The organism is Cryobacterium sp. TS_SC_7, assembly GCF_056156285.1.
On sequence record NZ_CM149589.1, the window covers coordinates 1935931 to 1953383 of the forward strand.

The window sequence follows — 17453 nt, forward strand, 5'->3', positions numbered from 1 at the left end:
GATATGACACATGCAACCACACCAGCCCCCGCCGGGATCAGCTCTCGCCGGGCGCGGTTCTGGACGGACAACAAGAGCACGCTGATCGGCTGCGGCATCCTCGTCGCGCTGATGATCGTGGTTCCCTTCACAGCCAATTCCTCGGTCATGAACATCGTCGTGTTCGCGATGATCTTCGCCCTGCCGGCCATCGGGCTCAACCTGCTGATGGGTCTGGCCGGGCAGGTCAGCCTCGGGCAGGCCGCGTTCTTCGCGATCGGCGCGTACACCCACGCGATCCTGCTGACCAAGCTCGATCTGCCCGGACCGGTCGCGGCCACCGTCGGCGTGCTCGCCGCCATGCTGGTCGCCCTGCTCGTGGGCCTTCCGCTCATGCGCCTGCGCGGCCACTACCTCGCGCTGGCGACACTGGGACTCGGCTTCATCGTGATGATCGGCGTGCGCGAATGGGACGTCACCGGACGCACCACGGGCATCTACGGCATCTCGCGGCCCACGGTCTTCGGGGTCCCGATCGACAACAGCGGATTCTTCCTCTGGTTCGTCACGCCGTTCGTGGTGATCGGGCTGATCCTGGCCCTCAACCTCACCCGCAGCCGTGCCGGCCGCGCCCTCTCGGCGGTCAACGACTCCGAACTCGCAGCGGAGAGTCTCGGTGTGAACACCTATGCTCTGCGGCTCAAGGTCTTCGTGCTCTCCGCCGGGTTCGCCGGCCTGGGCGGCGTGTTCTACGCCTACCAGGTCGCGATCGTGAGCCCGACCACCGCCGAATTCCACCTGTCGGTCTCGATCCTGCTGATGGTCGTCATCGGCGGCCTCGGATCGGTCTGGGGCGCCGTGGCGGGCGCCTTCCTGGTGCAGTTCCTCGGCGAGGGCATGCGCGACGTCATCCCGGCCATCTTCCCCGGTGCCACCGGCGAGGTGCAGCTGCTCGGCTACGGCATCGTGTTGATCCTGGTGATCCTGCTGCTCCCCGGCGGCCTCCACCAGGCGGCGACCACCCTGTGGCAGAAACTGCCGTTCGCCGGGAAACGCCCGCCCGTCGACGCACATGCGCACGCCGCCGAGGACGACACGACGATCCCGCTCCTCCCGGCGGTGAGCACGCCGGTCGCGGCCGGCGAGCCGATCCTGGTCCTCGAGGGGCTGACCAAGCGGTACGGCGGCGTCGTCGCCGTCAACGACGTGAGCCTCACCGTGCCGGCCGGCAGCATCCTGGGATTGATCGGGCCCAACGGCGCCGGCAAGACGACCTGCTTCAACATGATCTCCGGGGCCCTGGCCCCGACTGAGGGCACCGTCACGTTCCTCGGGCAGGTCATCTCCGGCAGAAAGCCGCACGTCGCCGCCGCGCACGGGCTCACCCGCACGTTCCAGAACCTGCAGGTGTTCTCGTCGACGGATGTCGTGGGCAACGTCTACATGGGGCGGTACCGCAAGGGCAGCGCGGGGGTGCTCCGCGGGATGCTGGGGCTGCAATCGGGTGAGCAGAGCGCCCACCGCGCGGCGGCCTACGAGATCCTGCAATCGATGAGGCTCACGGATGCCGCCGACGACTCGGCCTCGGACCTCTCCTTCGGCAAGCAGCGGATCATGGAGGTCTGCCGGGCCCTGGCCGCCGAGCCGGCCCTGCTTCTCCTCGACGAGCCGATGGCCGGCCTGTCCAGCACTGAACGCGAGGTGATGGCCGAACTACTGCGGCGGCTGCGTGCGTCCGGGCTCACGATCGTGCTCGTCGAGCACGATGTGGCGCAGGTCATGTCTCTCGCCGACCATGTCGCGGTGCTCGACGACGGCGTGCTTATCGCGCACGGCGACCCGGAGTCGGTGCGTAACGACCCGGCCGTGGTGGTGGCCTACCTGGGCACGGACCTCGACGAGGCCGAAGCCGAACTGACCGAGTTGGAGGAGCACGCATGACACTGATCGTTTCCGGGCTGGACGCCGGCTATGGCAAGCTCGCGGTGCTGCACGAGGTCAGCTTCGAGGTGGCCCGCGGGGAAATCGTCGCCGTGGTCGGATCGAACGGAGCCGGAAAGACAACCCTGCTCCGGGCCGTCAGCGGCCTGATCCGGCCGACCGCGGGCAGCGTGACCCTGGAGGGTCGCACGATCACCGCGAAGCCCGCGGAGAAGATGGCCGGTTTCGGCCTGACCCATGTGCCCGAGAACCGGTTGTGCTTCCCGACCCTCTCCGTGCGCGACAACCTCATGCTGGGCGCCTGGACGAAGAACGGCCACGGCGACGTGGAGTCGATCCTCGATCTGTTCCCCCGGCTGCGCACCCGGATGGGCCAGGCCGCGGGAACCCTCTCCGGCGGCGAGCAGCAGATGGTGGCCATCGGCCGCGGCCTGATGGCGGACCCGACGGCGATCATGCTGGACGAGCCGTCGATCGGCCTGGCCCCGAAGGTGGTCGCCGAGATCATGGAGGTGCTCTCCCGGCTCTGCGTCGAGAAGCAACTCGCGGTGCTGCTGGTGGAACAGAACGTGCGCGCCTCGTTCAAGATCGCGCACCGGGCTGTGGTCATGCACCGCGGCCGAGTGGCGCTCACGGGAACGCCGGCCGAACTCGTGGAACTGCCCGAGGTGCATAACGCCTACCTGGGCGGCGCGGCCGCGTAACCGCGGCACGCGGCGGCACCATACGCGAAGGAGGGGCGCGCACCTGCGGGTGCGCGCCCCTCCTTCCGTCGTGCGCGCGGCATCCGTTGCGTACGCCCGAAGCGGCACGCGGGTATTGCACCGGTCGAGAGTGTCCGTTCCGGTCGAGAGTGACCGGCGGAACGGGCACTCTCGACCGGAACGGGGTGTTCGGCGCGGCACGCGCGCGGAGCACGCGCGCGGGCCAGGTCAGCCGCGGCCGGTGAAGGCGGGCTGGCGTTTCTGCTGGAAGGCGGCGAAGCCCTCGCGGTAATCCGCAGTGTCGCAGAGGGCCGCCTGGGCCCGGTTCTCCGCGGCGACGCTCTGCCAGAGGCCGAGGCGGTCGTCGCGGAGGGCGCGCACGAGCTCCTTGCTGGCGAGGAACGCCTGCGTCGCACCGTGTGCGGCCCGCTCGGCGGCCTGGACCGTGGCATCCGTCACCTCGGCGGCCGGGAAGACCTGGCTGAACAGACCGGAGGCCACGGCCTCCGCTCCCGACATGAGCCGGCCGGAGTAGATCAGGTCGAGGGTGCGGTGCGCGCCGAGTCGGTCGACGAACAGGGCATGGCCGCCGGAATCGAGCGTGGCACCGAGATTCGCGAACGGGGACCCGATCTTCGCGGTGTCGGCGACGTAGACGACATCCGTGGCGATCAGCAGGCCGAGGCCCACCCCGAGGCAGGCTCCGTGCGCGGCGGCGAAGGTGGGGGCCGGGAAGGCGCTCATGCGCTGCAGCAACGGCGTGACGAGTCCCCCCAGGAAACCCATCACATCGTCGTCCCGCGGGTCGACACCCGAGATGTCGCGGCCGGCGCAGAACGCCCGTCCCTCGCCGCGCAGCACGAGGGCGCGCACGCCGGCCGCTTCCGCGGTCTCGTAGGCGGCGTCGAGCTCGGCCAGGGCCGCCTCGTCGAGGGCGTTCAGTTTGTCCGGGGCGTTCAGGACGACGTAGGCCACGTCGTCCATGATGGTCAGATCGATCACGGGAACCACTTTCCGCGCTTGCGCGCCGTACCTTTTTATTAGCGCGTCAACATGATCAGCGCTTCAACACGCGCTACACGTCGTAGTCGACGACGACCTTGTCGGTCGTGGGGTGCGACTGGCAGGTGAGCACGTAGCCGCGGGCGATCTCGTCGGGTTCCAGGGCGTAGTTCTCGGTCATCGTGACGTCGCCGCTGACGAGCTTGGCGCGGCAGGTTCCGCACACTCCCCCGGCGCAGGCGAACGGCACGTCCGGCCGAACGCGCAGCGCGGCGTTCAGGATGCTCTCCTTCGCGTTGACCGGCGTGGTCACCGTGGCGCTCTCGCCGTCGAGGGTGAACTCGATCTCGAAGGTCTTGTCGCCGATCCCGACGACCACGGGCCGCCCGGTGTCACCGGCGGCATGCGTGGGCTCGCCCGTCGTGAACAACTCGAAGCGGATGTGACGCGGGTCGACCTGCACGCTCTCCAGCGTGTCGCGGCACAGTTGCACCAGCTCGAATGGCCCGCAGAGGAACCATTCGTCGACGGAGGCGGGGCGGATGATGCTGGCCAGCATCAGGCGCAGCTTCTCCTCGTCGATGCGGCCGGAGAGCAGCGCGGAGGAGCGGGACTGGCGGGAGAGCACGTGGTGCAGCGCGAGACGGGCCGGGTACCGGTCCTTCAGGTCGGCGAGCTCGTCGAGGAACATCACGTCGAGCGCGGTGCGGTTCGTGTAGACGAGCGTGAAACGGGAGGTGTCCGAGCGTTCGAGCACGGTGTGCGCGAGCGACATCAGCGGCGTGATTCCGCTGCCCGCGGCGATGCCGACGATGTGCGTGTCGTCGAGGGTCTCCAGAGCGGTGGTGAAGGTGCCCTGCGGGCTCATCACGTCGAGTTGGTCGCCGGCGCGCAGCTCGCTGTTCGCCCAGCTGGAGAAGACGCCGCCGAGGTCACGCTTGATGGCGACGCTGACCGAGCCGACCGTGCGGGGGCGGCAGATGGAATAGCTGCGCCGCAGCTCCCGTCCGTCGATCGTGGCGCGGAGGGCGAGGTGCTGCCCGGGGTCGTAGTCGAATTCCCCGTGCAGCTCGTCGGGAACCAGGAAGGTCACCTCGACGCTGTCCTGGGTGAGCTGGCGCACCTCGCCGACGGTGAGCGTGTGAAACCGGGCGCGGCGCTTCGCGGGCGCGGCGGGGTCGGTAGCGGAGGAATCGGCGACCGAGTCGGCAGGGTCGAGAACGGCGGAATCGGTACTGCCCAGATTGAGTGCGGCCATGGTTACAACACCTTGAAGTAGTCGAACGGTTCGAGGCAGTCCCGGCACTCGTAGAGCGCCTTGCACGACGTCGAACCGAAGCGGGCGAGTTCCCGCGTGTTCAGTGAGGAGCAGCGCGGGCACTTGACCGCGAGCTGGAGCCGGACGGCGCCGGTGGGGCGCACGCCGGAGTGGCCGGTGGGGGCGGCAATGCCGTAGCTGACCAGCTTCGCCTTGCCCTCCTCGCTCATCCAGTCGGTGGTCCAGGCCGGAGCGAGCACGAGTTCGACGGTGACGTTTCGGTAGCCGGCCCCGGTCAGGGCCGCCGTGACGTCGTCGCGCATGGCCTCCATGGCAGGGCATCCGCTGTACGTCGGCGTGAGGATGACGTGGGTTCCGGCGTCCGTGACGGTGACCGACCGGAGCACACCCAGGTCTTCGATCGTGAGCACGGGGACCTCCGGGTCGCAGACCTCGGCGGCGATGTCCCAGGCCTGCTGGGAGGCCGCGTCGCTCGGGCGCGGGCGGGCAACGGATGCCACGGTCACCATTTCGCGCCCGGGTGGGCCCGGGCCAGCACCTGCAGCTCGGCGAGCAGCGGCCCGAGATTCTCGGAGTGGTCGCCGCGGCGTCCGCCCCCGGAGGAGATGAAGCCGCGGGGAACCTCGAGCTCAGCTTCAGCGAGAACGGGAATCATGGCGGCTTCGACCGTGGCACGGAGCGATGACGGTCGCACGGCGACTCCCTCGAGCCGGTCGATCAGCGGTTCGTCGACGAAGAGCTCGTCGACGAACGGCCACAGGTCGGAGAGGCCCGTGATCATGCGCCGGCGGGATTCGTCGGTGCCCTGAGCGAGGCGCAGCACCCACTGGATGGAGTGGTCGCGGTGGTAGTCGACCTCTTTCACGGCCTTGGCCGCGATCGCGGCGAGCGTCGCATCCGTCGACTCCATCAGGGCGCTGTAGAGCTCGAACAGGTAGTGCGCGGCGATGAACTGGCGGGCGATCGTGTGCGCGAAGTCCCCGTTGGGCTGTTCGAACAGGTGCGCGGACCGCCACTGGGGTTCGTCCCGCCAGTAGGCCAGGTCGTCCTCGGTGCGGCCGGACTCGGCCCCGGCGTAGTGCAACAGGGAGCGGGCGTGCCCGATCAGGTCGAGGGCGATGTTGCCGAGGGCGATGTCCTCTTCCAGCTCCGGGGCGCGGGAGATCCACCAGCCCAGGTGCTGGGCCAGCACGAGCGAGTCGTCGCCGAGCCAGAGCGCATACTCCGCCACGTCGTGCGAGGCGACGGATGCCGCTTCGACCAGTTCCGCGGAGAGCTGGACCGTGTCGACGTCGACGTGGCCGTGAGCGTCGGGCTCGGTGGCGACCGGGGCCTGTCCGTGATCCATCACAGGTGCTTCACCCCTTCGCTCTTCGTGTAGTAGCTGGCGTGGCGGTAGTTCTTGCCGGCGGGCGATTCGAAGAAGGCGCCCTTCGCATCCGGGTCGCTCGTGGTGATCGCGTCGGCGGGAACGACCCAGATCGAGACGCCCTCGTTGCGGCGGGTATACAGGTCACGCGCGTTGCGCACCGCGAGGGTGGCGTCGGGGGCGTGCAATGAGCCCACGTGCGTGTGGCTGATTCCGCGGCTGGAGCGCACGAAAACTTCCCAGAGGGGCCAGATCTCCTTCTCGGATGCACCGGGAGCGCTCATTATGCGACCGCCTTCACGGCCTGCTTCGCGGCGTACGCGGCAGCAGCCTCACGCACCCACTGACCCTCGTTGTGCGCGTCGCGGCGGCGCTGGAGGCGCCTCGCGTTCGCCGGGCCACGGCCCGCGAGCACCTCGTGGAATTCGGTCCAGTCGATTTCACCCATGTCGTAGGCACCCTTTTCTTCGTTCCAGCGCAGGTCCGGGTCCGGCAGCGTGACGCCGAGGACCTCGGCCTGCGGCACGAGCATTCCGACGAACCGCTGGCGCAGGTCGTCGTTGGAGAACCGCTTGATGTTCCAGGCCATCGACTGCGCCGAGTTGGGCGAGTCGTCGTCGGGCGGGCCGAACATCTGCAGGGCCGGCCAGTACCAGCGGTTGACCGAGTCCTGGGCCATCTCGCGCTGGGCGGGCGTGCCGTTCATCAGTTCGAGCAGGATTTCGAAACCCTGCCGCTGGTGGAACGACTCCTCCTTGCAGATGCGCACCATGGCGCGGCCGTAGGGACCGTAGGACGCCCGGCAGAGTGGCACCTGGTTGCAGATCGCGGCGCCGTCGACGAGCCAGCCGATCGAGCCCATGTCGGCCCAGGTCGGGCTCGGGTAGTTGAAGATCGAGGAGTAGCGCGCCTTGCCGGCGATGAGCTGGTCCGTCATCAGGTCACGGCTGACGCCGAGCGTCTGCGCGGCGGAATAGAGGTAGAGGCCGTGGCCGGCTTCGTCCTGCACCTTGGCCAGCAGGATCGCCTTGCGCTTGAGGCTGGGCGCCCGGGTGATCCAGTTGCCCTCCGGCTGCATGCCGATGATCTCGGAGTGCGCATGCTGGGAAATCTGGCGAATGAGGGTCTTGCGGTAGCCGTCCGGCATCCAGTCGCGCGGTTCGATTCGAGAATCGGCGGCAATCAGGTCGTTGAACTGCTGCTCCTCGGCGGACACCGTTGCGGCGTTCTCCGGGGCGATAGCGTAGGGAACTGGCGGGATTGTCATCGTTGACTCCTGGGTTTGGCGAACTTTTACCAACCGATCGTTCAGTTAGTATATGGTTTCCCTACTACCCCGGCAACCATGCGTTGCAGCCAGCGGAACTCAATGAGGAGAACCACATGACGGATGCTTTACCGCCCTCCAATGGGGCCATGATGCAGAACGACCGGGCCTCCGCCTCACTCGGCATGGTCGTGCGCTCCTCGGAACCGGGCCGTGCCGTGGTCTCCATGCTCCTGCGCGACGACATGATGAACGGCTTCGACGTGACCCACGGCGGGATCGTCTTCGCCCTGGCCGACACCGCGTTCGCGATCGCCTGCAACGACGACCACCATGTCACGCTCGCCTCCGGGGCCGACATCACCTTCTTGAAGCCGACCGCTGCCGGGCAGACCCTCACGGCCACGGCCGTGCTCCGCACCAAGAGCGGGCGCTCGGGCCTCTACGACGTGCGCGTCACCAATGAACACAGCGTGCCGGTCGCCGAGTTCCGCGGGCGCAGCCGCACCACCAACTTCCCCCTGCCCGCCCCGGCCGCACCCGCACTCTAACCCGCACTTCACCAGGAGGCCTCATGTCAACGATGACCAAGACCCGCTTGCACGCGCCGGCGCAGGACGAACTCGACCCCGAAGAGCGGATGTCCCGCGATGAGCTGCAGGCCCTGCAGCTGCGGCGCCTGCAGAAGACCGTTCGGCTCGCGTACCAGAACGTACCTCTATATACACGCAAGTTCGACGAGGTCGGTGTGCACCCGGACGACATCCGCACCCTGGAGGACGTGGCCCTCCTGCCGTTCACGACCAAGGACGACCTGCGGGTCTCCTACCCGTTCGGTATGTTCGCGGTGCCGATGGACCAGGTTGCGCGCATCCACACCTCCTCCGGCACCACCGGGCTGCCGACCGTCGTCGGCTACACGAAGAACGACCTCGCGATGTGGGCGGGCCTGGTGGCCCGCAGCCTGCGAGCCTCGGGCGTGCGTCCCGGCATGCGCGTGCACAACGCCTACGGCTACGGCCTGTTCACCGGCGGCCTCGGTGCGCACGCGGGCATCGAGGCGCTCGGGGCCACAGCGATCCCGATGTCCGGCGGCCAGACGAACAAGCAGGTCAAGATGATCCAGGACTTCGAGCCCGACGTCATCATGGCCACACCCAGCTACCTCCTGACGATCACGGATGCCATGGTCGCGGCCGGCATGGACCCGCGCTCCTCCAGCCTGAAGGCCGGCGTGCTCGGCGCGGAGCCGTGGACCAACCAGATGCGGCTCGAACTGGAAGACCGCCTCGACTTCGACGCCCTGGACATCTACGGGCTCAGCGAGGTGATGGGCCCGGGCGTGGGCAACGAGTGCATCGAGACGAAGGACGGTCCGCACCTCTGGGAGGACAACTTCCTGCCCGAGATCATCGACGGCGACAGCGGCCTGGTGCTGCCTGACGGCACCCAGGGTGAGCTCGTGTTCACGTCGCTGACCAAGGAGGCGTTCCCGGTCATCCGGTACCGCACCAGGGACCTGACCCGCCTGCTGCCCGGCTCGGCGCGCCCCGGCATGCGCCGGATGGAGAAGATCACCGGCCGCAACGACGACATGATCATCCTGCGCGGCGTCAACCTGTTCCCGACCCAGATCGAGGAGATCGTGCTGAGTATCCCGAGCCTCTCCCCGCACTTCGTGATCGAGCTGACCCGGCCGAACCGGATGGACGAGCTCACCGTGCGGATCGAACGGCACGAGCACGCCACGGATGTCGCCTCCGACATCGCCTCGGCACTGCTGATCCACCGGATCAAGGACCTGATCGGGTCAAGCGTCAGCGTGCTGATCGTCGAACCCGGCACGCTCGAGCGCAGCACGGGCAAGCACAAGCGTGTCTACGACCTGCGCTGAGCCTGCCACAACCCAGCCGTCACGGGCCGGTCGTTCCCCCGGGAACCCGGCCCGTGAGAGACTTCTCGATTATGTCTGAACCAGCCCTCACCAAACGCGGCCGCCCCGGTTACGACCAGCGCGCCATTCTCGAGGTCGCGGTCGGCGCCTTCAACGAGTTCGGTTACGACGCCACGTCGATGGGGGTGCTCGCGACCCGCCTCGGCCTGTCCAAATCGGCGATCTACCACCACTTCAGTTCGAAGGAGGAGTTGCTGGAACAGGCTCTCGACGAGGCTCTCGGCGGACTCGAAGGCGTGTTGCTCGAGCAGAGCGCCCAGGTCGGCCCGGCCATCGATCGGCTCGCCGCGGTACTGCGCGGCGCCGTGGAAGTGCTCACCTCCCGGCTGCCCTACGTGACACTGCTGCTGCGGGTGCGCGGCAACACGGATGTCGAGCGCGCAGCGCTCGCCCGCCGCCGCGCCTTCGACCGGTCCGTGTCCGCCCTCGTGGTGGAGGCCCGCGACGAGGGCTCGCTGCGCGGCGACATCGACCCGCGCATCGTGACCCGGCTTCTGTTCGGCATGGTCAACTCGATCGTGGAGTGGTACCGGCCGGAGGGCCCGGAAGACGCCGGGCAGCTGGCCAGCGATGTGCTCGCGGTGGCACTCGACGGACTGCGGGTGCCGGTCGGGGCCGGCTCGACCGGTCTCGACAAGCTCGACCACCGGGCCGGCTCGACCGGTCTCGGCAAGCTCGACCGGGTCTCGACAAGCTCGACCACCGGGTCTCGGCAAGCTCGACCACCGATAGGAGACGCGTGAACGGGAACTGGAAGATCACCCTCGGCGAACTCGACGAGAAGATGGGCGTGACCATCGTCGAGCAGTCCGCGGAGCGGGTCGTCGCGACGATGCCGGTGGAGGGCAACCGGCAGTCGTTCGGGCTGCTGCACGGCGGGGCATCCGTCGCCTTCGCCGAAGCGCTCGGTTCCTGGGCGGCCGTGATCCACGCCGGCCCGGGGCGCAGCGCCGTGGGGCTGGACATCAATGCCACGCACCACCTCGCCGCCCGCTCAGGGATCGTGACCGGTGTGGCCACGGCCATCCGTCTCGGGCGCACGATCGCCTGCCACGAGATCGTGATCAGCGACGACCAGGGCCGCCGGCTGTGCACCGCGCGCATCACCAACCTGATCATCGACGCGCCCGATCGCGCATAGGCTCCCCCGCCCGGCGCGAGACGGCCGGGACAGAACGACTCCGGTGGACTAATCTCGCTTAGATGAACGCATCGGACGCCGACCAGGAGCCTGGGCCCACCGCCGGGAGCGATGCCCGCTGGACCTTCCTGACCAACCACGCGCACGTTCTCGTCACGATCGCGCGCGACCCCCAGTGCCGGATGCGTGACGTGGCCTCCCGGGTGGGCGTCACCGAACGCGGAGCCCAGAAGATCATCGCCGACCTCGTGGCGGACGGTTACATCACGAGAACCAGGATCGGGCGGCGCAACAGTTACGAGATCGCCACCGGACGACCGTTCCGGCATCCCGTGGCGGACGGCCACGAACTCGACGAGCTGCTGGCCGTGCTCGTGCCGATCCCGCCCCACCCGCTGGACACCTGAACTGCAGTTCGGTAATCTGGGAGTGTTCTGATCGTTCTGCCCCACTCGTCCCTCAGTTCGGAGAGTCCGCCGTGAACACCGAAGGCACAACCCCCGCAGGCACACCCCTCGAGACCGCCGAGGGCTCCAGCCCTGAGCCGGCGCCGGCCGGCAGCATCGTCGTCGGCCACGACGGATCACCCTTTGCGGACTACGCGCTCAGCACGGCCTTCGGGCTCGCCGACCAGTTGCACGCCCCGATCGTGATCGTGCGGGCCTGGTCGATCGACACCGCCCCCCGGCCCGCGAACTGGGAGTTCGGCTTCGTGTCATCGTTCGAGGAATACTCTGAAGCGGTCCGGGGCGCTCTGATCGAAGACACCGCTGCGATCGTGCACGCCTTCCCGCACGTCCGCGCCGACTACCGGGCGGTGCACGCGGGGCCCGCCCGGAGCCTGATCGAGGTGTCCCGGGAGGCACGCATGCTCGTGGTCGGTTCCCGCGGCCGCGGCAACCTGGCCGGCCTTTTGTTGGGCTCGGTCAGCGACCAATGCACCCGGCTCGCGGTCTGCCCGGTTCTGGTCACGCGCAAACCAGCGAAACGCTGATTCAGCCGGATGCCTATCCCCTCTCCCGTAGCGGCAACCACCGAGCGCACCGCCTGGCACACACTCTCGGCCGCTGAGGCCCTCGCGACGCAGGACGTCGACGTTCGGACCGGGCTCGGCGCGGCCGCGGTCGACGACCGCCGGAGGCAGTCCGGACCGAACCTGCTGCAGAAGCCCAACCGCGTGCCGACCTGGCGCAAGATCGTGCGCCTTCTGGGCGAGAAGATGACCATCGTGCTGATGGTGGCCGCGGTCGTCAGTGCCGTCGTCTCGCGGGAGCTGGAGACTCCGATCGTGATCCTGGCCGTGATCATCCTCAACACCGTTCTGAACTATGTGCAGGAGCGACGCGCCGAGAGCAGTCTCCAGGCGCTGCAAAAACTGTCGGAAGGCAAGGCCGTCGTTCGCCGGGGGGGCACCGAAGTAGAGGTTCAGTTCTCCGAGCTGGTGCCGGGCGACATCGTGCTGCTCGACGCCGGCGACTCCGTTCCCGCCGACGGTCGCCTCATCGAGCATTCCGGGCTTCAGGTGGCCGAGGCAACCCTGACCGGGGAATCCGAGCCGGTCGGCAAGACGATCCCCGCGCTGGACGATGCCGGACTGCCGCTCGCCGACCGTACCAACATGCTCTTCATGAACACCCTGGTCACCCGCGGCCGGGCCACCATGGTCGTCACCGACACCGGCATGGGCACGGCCGTCGGCGGTATCGCAGGGCTGCTGAACGAAGTGACGACCGAGAAGACACCCCTGCAGCGCAGGATCGACCAGCTCGCCCAGCTGCTCACCGTCGCGGCGCTGGTCGTGGTGGCGATCGTCTTCGTGTTGGGGCTCCTGCGCGGCGAGTCCTGGACCGAGCTGCTGATCACCGCCGTCTCGCTGGCCGTCGCGACCATTCCGGAGGGTCTCACCGCGGTCGTCGCGTTCACCCTGGCGATGGGTGCCTCGCGGCTGGCCGCCCAGGGCGCGATCATCAAGCAACTCTCGGCGGTGGAAACGCTCGGCAGCGTCAGCCACATCGCCACCGACAAAACCGGCACGCTGACCATGAACGAGATGACGGCCCGACGCCTGCACACCCACGGCCGCGATTTCCGCATCACCGGCGAGGGCTACTCCACCGAGGGCCGGATCCTCACCGGAGACGACCGTTCGATGCCCGACCTCACCGAGGCGTTCCTGACCATGGCCCTGTGCAACGACGCAGTGCTGAACAACGGCGTGCTGGTCGGCGACCCCACCGAAGGGGCCCTCGCCGTGCTCGCCGAGAAGGGTGGCATCGACGTCGCGGGGGCACGACGGACCTACCCCCGGGTGGCCGAAGTGCCCTTCGACTCCGACTACAAATTCATGGCCACGTTCCACCGACCGGCAGAGCCGACGACCGGAGGACCGCGACCATCCGGTCACCGCTGCTTCGCCAAGGGCGCACCGGGCGCCCTGCTGCCCCTGACGGATTCGGTACTCACCGACGACGGCATCCGCTCTCTGGACGACACGCTGCAGCAACGAATCCACGACACCATCCAGGAGCTGGCCGGGGAGGGCCTGCGCACGATCATGATCGCCGGACGCACCCTCGACGCCGAGACCGTTCCGGACGACGACTCGGGTCGCTCGCTGGTCACCGGACTGACGCTCTACGCCATCGTCGGAATAGTCGACCCACCCCGCGTCGAGGCTGCTGAGGCCATCTCGGTGGCGCTCGGTGCAGGCATCCGCGTGCACATGATCACGGGCGACCATCTCGTGACGGCCTCGGCCATCGCCGGCAACCTGGGCCTGCCGGGCGAGGCTGCCGCCGGTCCCACGCTCGACGAGCTCGACGACAACGAACTCGCCGCCCGCGCCGCCGACTACGGGGTGCTCGCCCGGGTCACCCCGGCCCACAAGATCCGGGTGGTCCGGGCGCTGCAGTCCGGCGGCAACGTCGTGGCCATGACCGGTGACGGCGTCAACGACGCGCCGGCGTTGAAGCAGGCCGACATCGGGATCGCCATGGGGATCACCGGCACGGATGTCTCCAAGGGCGCCGCGAACATGATCCTCACCGACGACAACTTCTCGACGATCGTCGCCGCGGTGCGGGAGGGACGCGGCATCTATGCCAACATCCTGAAGTTCGTCAGGTTCCAGCTGACCACGGCGTGGGGTTTCGTGCTCATCTTCCTGATCGCGGGCGTCACCGGTTGGGCGGCGGGTGCACCGTTCACGGCGCTGCAGATCCTCTGGGTCAATATCATCATGGACGGCCCTCCCGCCCTGGCCCTCGGTCTGGATCCGGCCGAACCCGGAACGATGAGCCGGCCTCCGCGCCCGTCCGACGAGCCTCTGCTCACCCGGGACCGGATGCTGCGGATTCTCGGGCTCGGCCTGGTCATGGCCGCGGGAACCCTGACGGTGTTGACCCAGGCGCCCGCCCTGTTCCCGGAGAGTGCCGGGGACGCCGCCTTCGCGACGACCCTCGCGTTCACGTCCTTCGTCTTCTTCCAGGTGTTCAACCTGCTCAACGTGCGCTCGGACACCCACTCCGTCTTCTCACTCCAGACGTTCACCAACCGCAGCATCTGGCTGGCACTCGCCGCCGTGATCATCCTGCAGGTTCTCGTGGTGCAGATCGACATGCTCCAGGGACTCTTCGACACCACCGCGCTCACGGGGAGCCAGTGGGGCCTCTGCGTGCTGGTCGGGTCGTCCGTGCTCTGGATCGAGGAGATTCGGAAGGCGATCGTGCGGGCAACCGGGCGGCGCGCCGCTCGCCGCTGAGGCCGTCCTGCCCCGGAACGCGAGAAAGGGCATCCACCGTGACGGTGGATGCCCTTTTCTCGCGTTAGTGCGGGTGCTGCTGACTACATACCGGCGAGGTCACGGACCGACGTGTCGCCGGGGGCCGCGTTCGTGAACGAGGCCTCGATCTCGGCGCGCTCGAGCAGGTCGTCCATACGGCGTCGACGCTGCTTCGGGATGAGCGTGACGACGGTACCGGACTTGCCGGCGCGACCGGTGCGACCGGAGCGGTGCAGGTAGGTCTTGTACTCGTCGGGGGCATCGGCCTGGATGACCAGGTCGATGTCGTCCACGTGGATGCCGCGAGCGGCGACATCCGTTGCCACCAGCACGTTGACGCGACCGCTGGTCAGCATCTGCAGGTTGCGGGTACGGCGGGCCTGGTTCAGGTCGCCGTGCAGGCTCGTGGCCTTCACGCCGGCATCTTCGAGCTGCTCGGCGAGCTGCTCGGCGTAGGCACGGGTGCGGGAGAAGATCAGCGTCTTGCCCTGGCGGTCGACAAGCTGGCCGATGATGGCGCTCTTGTCGCGGTGCTCGATCACGAGCACGCGGTGGTCGATCGTGGAGGAGGCCTGGTCTTCGCCGGCAACCTCGTGCACGGCCGGGTTGATCAGGAATTCCTTGACCAGCGAGGCAACGCCCTTGTCGAGGGTGGCCGAGAAGAGCAGCTTCTGGCCGCCCTTCTTGGTCTGACGCAGGATGCGCTGAACCGGCTCGAGGAAGCCCAGGTCGCACATGTAGTCGGCCTCGTCGAGGACGGTGACGACGACCTCGCTGAGGTCGAGACGACCCTGCTCGATCAGGTCTTCGATGCGGCCGGCGGTGCCGATGATGATGTCCACGCCGCGCTGGAGGGCGCTGACCTGTCGGTACTGCGGAACGCCGCCGTAGATCTGGGTGGTGAAGAGGCCGACGCTGCGAGCGATGGGCTGGATGGTGCGGTCGATCTGCAGGGCCAGCTCACGGGTCGGCGCCAGGATGAGCGCGCGCGGCTTGCGGGCCATCTTGCGGTCCTTGGCCCCGTTGTTCTCGAGCAGCTTCTCCACAAGGGGAGCACCGAAGGCGATGGTCTTGCCCGAACCGGTCTTGCCACGGCCGAGCACGTCGCGCCCGGCCAGCACGTCCGGGATGGTCGCAGCCTGGATCGGGAACGGCGTTGCGGCACCGAGGGTGGCGAGCTCACGCACGATGTTCTCGCCGAGCCCCAGGTCGCCGAAGGTCACGCCGACGACTTCGGCAGCCGTCGTCGCGATGGCTTCGAGGCGCTCGAGCACGACGTCGTCACCGGCGGCGAAGTGCGCCTTGGTGTCGCGGTCGGGGTAGAAATTGCTGGAGTGGCCGCCGTCGGACGCCGAGCGGGCAGGACGCGACGGACGGTCGGAGTTCGCCCGCTCGGAACGGTCGTAGCCGCCGCGCTCGGGGCGGGCGGGACGATCGCCATACGAGGGACGGTCGTTGTTGTAGGCAGGACGGTCGGTGCGCGCCGGGCGGTCATTGTTGTACGCCGGACGGTCCGTGCGGGGACGGTCGCTGTTGTACGACGGTCGGTCCGTGCGCGGAGCGCGGTCACCGTAGGACGGACGGTCGTTGTTGTACGCCGGACGGTCCGTGCGGGGACGGTCGTTGCCGTACGAGGGGCGGTCGGTGCGCGGGGCACGGTCGTTGTTGTACGCGGGGCGGTCGGTGCGGGGACGGTCGCTGTTGTACGACGGTCGGTCCGTGCGCGGAGCGCGGTCACCGTAGGACGGACGGTCGTTGTTGTACGCCGGACGGTCCGTGCGGGGACGGTCGCTGCCGTAAGACGGACGGTCATTGTTGTACGCCGGACGGTCGGTGCGAGGACGGTCGCTGTTGTACGACGGGCGATCGGTGCGCGGGGCGCGGTCATTGTTGTAGGCGGGACGATCCGTGCGGGGACGGTCGTTGCCGTACGACGGACGGTCCGTGCGAGGACGGTCGCTGTTGTACGACGGACGGTCCGTGCGGGGACGGTCGCTGTTGTAGGAGGGGCGGTCGCCGCGCGGGGCGCCACCGGTGGAGGGGCGATCGGTGCGGTTCGGGCGGTCGCCGTAGGCGGGACGCTCGGAACGCTGGCCGTAGGCCGGGCGGTCATTGCCGGCGGGGCGGCCGGCGGCACGGTCGGCACGCTCTCCGGCGTTCCAACGGGCCTTCTTGGGTGCACCCTCGGCAGCGTTGTGGCCGCGGTGTCCGGGGCTCTTGCTGCCGCCCTTGGACGGTCCGCCCTTGGCGGAGTACTTGGGATCGAAGTTCTTAGGCATGGAAGTGTTCCTGGGTTGTATTGGGTACATGGCAGAACAACGCCGCACAGCGACGCAACCTGAGAACCCGGGCAGTCTATGGCCGGGGCCGTTCACATACAGTGATTTTTCACCAGCGGATTACTGGGAAACCGGCCCATCCTGACTTACAAACCCATCCGCGCACACAAAAAAACACACGGTGTCAAGAGCCGACTTATCCACGTTACCTGATTGATGCCGAAATGTCACGGGCTTATCTTCACCGTCTACTCTGTTCTGATGCTGACCACCATCTCAATCGAGTCCCCGCGGCAGCCGGAACTCGCCGAATTACTGCGCCTGAGCGGCGAGTACGCCCAGTCCCTGTACCCGCCGGAGAGCAACTTCCTGCTCAGCGTCGAGGAACTTGAGCAGCCCGGCGTCGCCGTGTACGTGGCGCGGGATGCGGCGGGCCACGCCCTGGGGATCGCCGCCCTGGTGGGCGGGGCCGATGCGGCCGGCCCTCCCGGTGCAGCGGAGCTGAAGCGCATGTTCGTGCACCCGGACGCCCGGGGCCACGGCGTGGCCGGCCACCTGCTGATCGAGATGGAAGCGGATGCGGCGACCCGCGGCATCCGTGAAATCGTACTGGAGACCGGGCCGGCGAGCCATGCGGCGCTCGCCTTCTATCGGAGCGTCGGCTACCGGGAGGTTCCCCTGTTCGGACAGTACGTCGGCGAAGAATTCAGCGTCTGCTTCGCCAAGGTCCTGCCGGCTGACGCGCAATGACCCGGGC

Annotated in this window: 16 protein-coding genes and 1 pseudogene; 10 read left to right on the forward strand and 7 right to left on the reverse strand. The window is 68.3% G+C overall.

The features are described from left to right. Positions 1-3: 3 nt before the first annotated feature. Together AC0J5J_RS08935 and AC0J5J_RS08940 are read left to right on the forward strand one after the other, a co-directional pair. Positions 4-1920 carry a branched-chain amino acid ABC transporter ATP-binding protein/permease gene (locus tag AC0J5J_RS08935; RefSeq protein ID WP_134423973.1) on the forward strand — a complete coding sequence of 639 codons (1917 nt, stop codon included), beginning with the start codon at positions 4-6 and terminating at the stop codon, positions 1918-1920. Further along, positions 1917-2624: an ABC transporter ATP-binding protein gene (locus AC0J5J_RS08940; RefSeq protein WP_134423972.1), complete on the forward strand. Its 708-nt coding sequence runs from the start codon at positions 1917-1919 to the stop codon at positions 2622-2624. Before AC0J5J_RS08935 ends, AC0J5J_RS08940 begins: the two co-directional genes overlap by 4 nt. 228 nt (positions 2625-2852) lie before the next feature. On the opposite strand, the gene AC0J5J_RS08945 is transcribed toward AC0J5J_RS08940, so the two are convergent. The 6 genes from AC0J5J_RS08945 to paaA form a co-directional block, all read right to left on the reverse strand. After that, on the reverse strand, positions 2853-3626 hold the full coding sequence (locus AC0J5J_RS08945; RefSeq protein WP_474897603.1) for an enoyl-CoA hydratase/isomerase family protein: 774 nt from the start codon (positions 3624-3626) through the stop codon (positions 2853-2855). Between the two features lie 73 nt (positions 3627-3699). Next, positions 3700-4884: a 1,2-phenylacetyl-CoA epoxidase subunit PaaE gene (gene paaE / locus AC0J5J_RS08950; protein ID WP_474897605.1), complete on the reverse strand. Its 1185-nt coding sequence runs from the start codon at positions 4882-4884 to the stop codon at positions 3700-3702. 2 nt (positions 4885-4886) lie between these two features. After that, a complete protein-coding gene (gene paaD / locus AC0J5J_RS08955; protein ID WP_134423969.1) occupies positions 4887-5414 on the reverse strand; it encodes a 1,2-phenylacetyl-CoA epoxidase subunit PaaD in 528 nt (175 codons plus the stop codon). Continuing rightward, on the reverse strand, positions 5408-6253 hold the full coding sequence (gene paaC, locus AC0J5J_RS08960) for a 1,2-phenylacetyl-CoA epoxidase subunit PaaC (RefSeq protein WP_134423968.1): 846 nt from the start codon (positions 6251-6253) through the stop codon (positions 5408-5410). The genes paaD and paaC overlap by 7 nt, the downstream gene beginning before the upstream one ends. Beyond that, a complete protein-coding gene (gene paaB, locus AC0J5J_RS08965; protein ID WP_104102564.1) occupies positions 6253-6558 on the reverse strand; it encodes a 1,2-phenylacetyl-CoA epoxidase subunit PaaB in 306 nt (101 codons plus the stop codon). The genes paaC and paaB overlap by 1 nt, the downstream gene beginning before the upstream one ends. Next, on the reverse strand, positions 6558-7541 hold the full coding sequence (gene paaA, locus AC0J5J_RS08970; RefSeq protein WP_134423967.1) for a 1,2-phenylacetyl-CoA epoxidase subunit PaaA: 984 nt from the start codon (positions 7539-7541) through the stop codon (positions 6558-6560). The genes paaB and paaA overlap by 1 nt, the downstream gene beginning before the upstream one ends. A 116-nt stretch (positions 7542-7657) precedes the next feature. Between paaA and paaI the strand changes: the two genes are divergently transcribed. From paaI to AC0J5J_RS09005, 7 genes and pseudogenes are all read left to right on the forward strand, one after another. Next, positions 7658-8092: a hydroxyphenylacetyl-CoA thioesterase PaaI gene (gene paaI, locus AC0J5J_RS08975; RefSeq protein ID WP_134423966.1), complete on the forward strand. Its 435-nt coding sequence runs from the start codon at positions 7658-7660 to the stop codon at positions 8090-8092. Positions 8093-8124: 32 nt separating this feature from the next. After that, positions 8125-9435 (forward strand): phenylacetate--CoA ligase PaaK, encoded by a 1311-nt coding sequence (gene paaK / locus AC0J5J_RS08980; RefSeq protein WP_134424000.1) that lies wholly within the window; start codon positions 8125-8127, stop codon positions 9433-9435. 71 nt (positions 9436-9506) lie between these two features. Continuing rightward, a pseudogene (locus tag AC0J5J_RS08985) lies at positions 9507-10094 on the forward strand (TetR/AcrR family transcriptional regulator); the annotation flags it as partial. A 185-nt stretch (positions 10095-10279) separates the two neighbouring features. Next, positions 10280-10636, forward strand: a complete 357-nt coding sequence (locus AC0J5J_RS08990) for a hotdog fold thioesterase (protein ID WP_134423999.1) — start codon at positions 10280-10282, stop codon at positions 10634-10636. Between the two features lie 62 nt (positions 10637-10698). Next, positions 10699-11043: a helix-turn-helix transcriptional regulator gene (locus tag AC0J5J_RS08995; RefSeq protein WP_134423964.1), complete on the forward strand. Its 345-nt coding sequence runs from the start codon at positions 10699-10701 to the stop codon at positions 11041-11043. A 71-nt stretch (positions 11044-11114) separates the two neighbouring features. Then, entirely contained in the window at positions 11115-11630 is a 516-nt protein-coding gene (locus tag AC0J5J_RS09000) for a universal stress protein (RefSeq protein ID WP_474897607.1), read from the forward strand. A gap of 9 nt (positions 11631-11639) precedes the next feature. Continuing rightward, complete coding sequence (locus tag AC0J5J_RS09005) at positions 11640-14396, forward strand: cation-translocating P-type ATPase (protein ID WP_134423962.1); 2757 nt, start codon at positions 11640-11642, stop codon at positions 14394-14396. 83 nt (positions 14397-14479) lie between these two features. Here the strand turns inward: AC0J5J_RS09005 and AC0J5J_RS09010 are convergent, their stop codons facing one another. After that, positions 14480-16696 carry a DEAD/DEAH box helicase gene (locus AC0J5J_RS09010; protein WP_474897609.1) on the reverse strand — a complete coding sequence of 739 codons (2217 nt, stop codon included), beginning with the start codon at positions 16694-16696 and terminating at the stop codon, positions 14480-14482. 261 nt (positions 16697-16957) lie between these two features. Here AC0J5J_RS09010 and AC0J5J_RS09015 point away from each other — a divergent pair, with 261 nt between their 5' ends. After that, complete coding sequence (locus AC0J5J_RS09015; RefSeq protein WP_474897611.1) at positions 16958-17446, forward strand: GNAT family N-acetyltransferase; 489 nt, start codon at positions 16958-16960, stop codon at positions 17444-17446. Positions 17447-17453 lie beyond the last annotated feature (7 nt).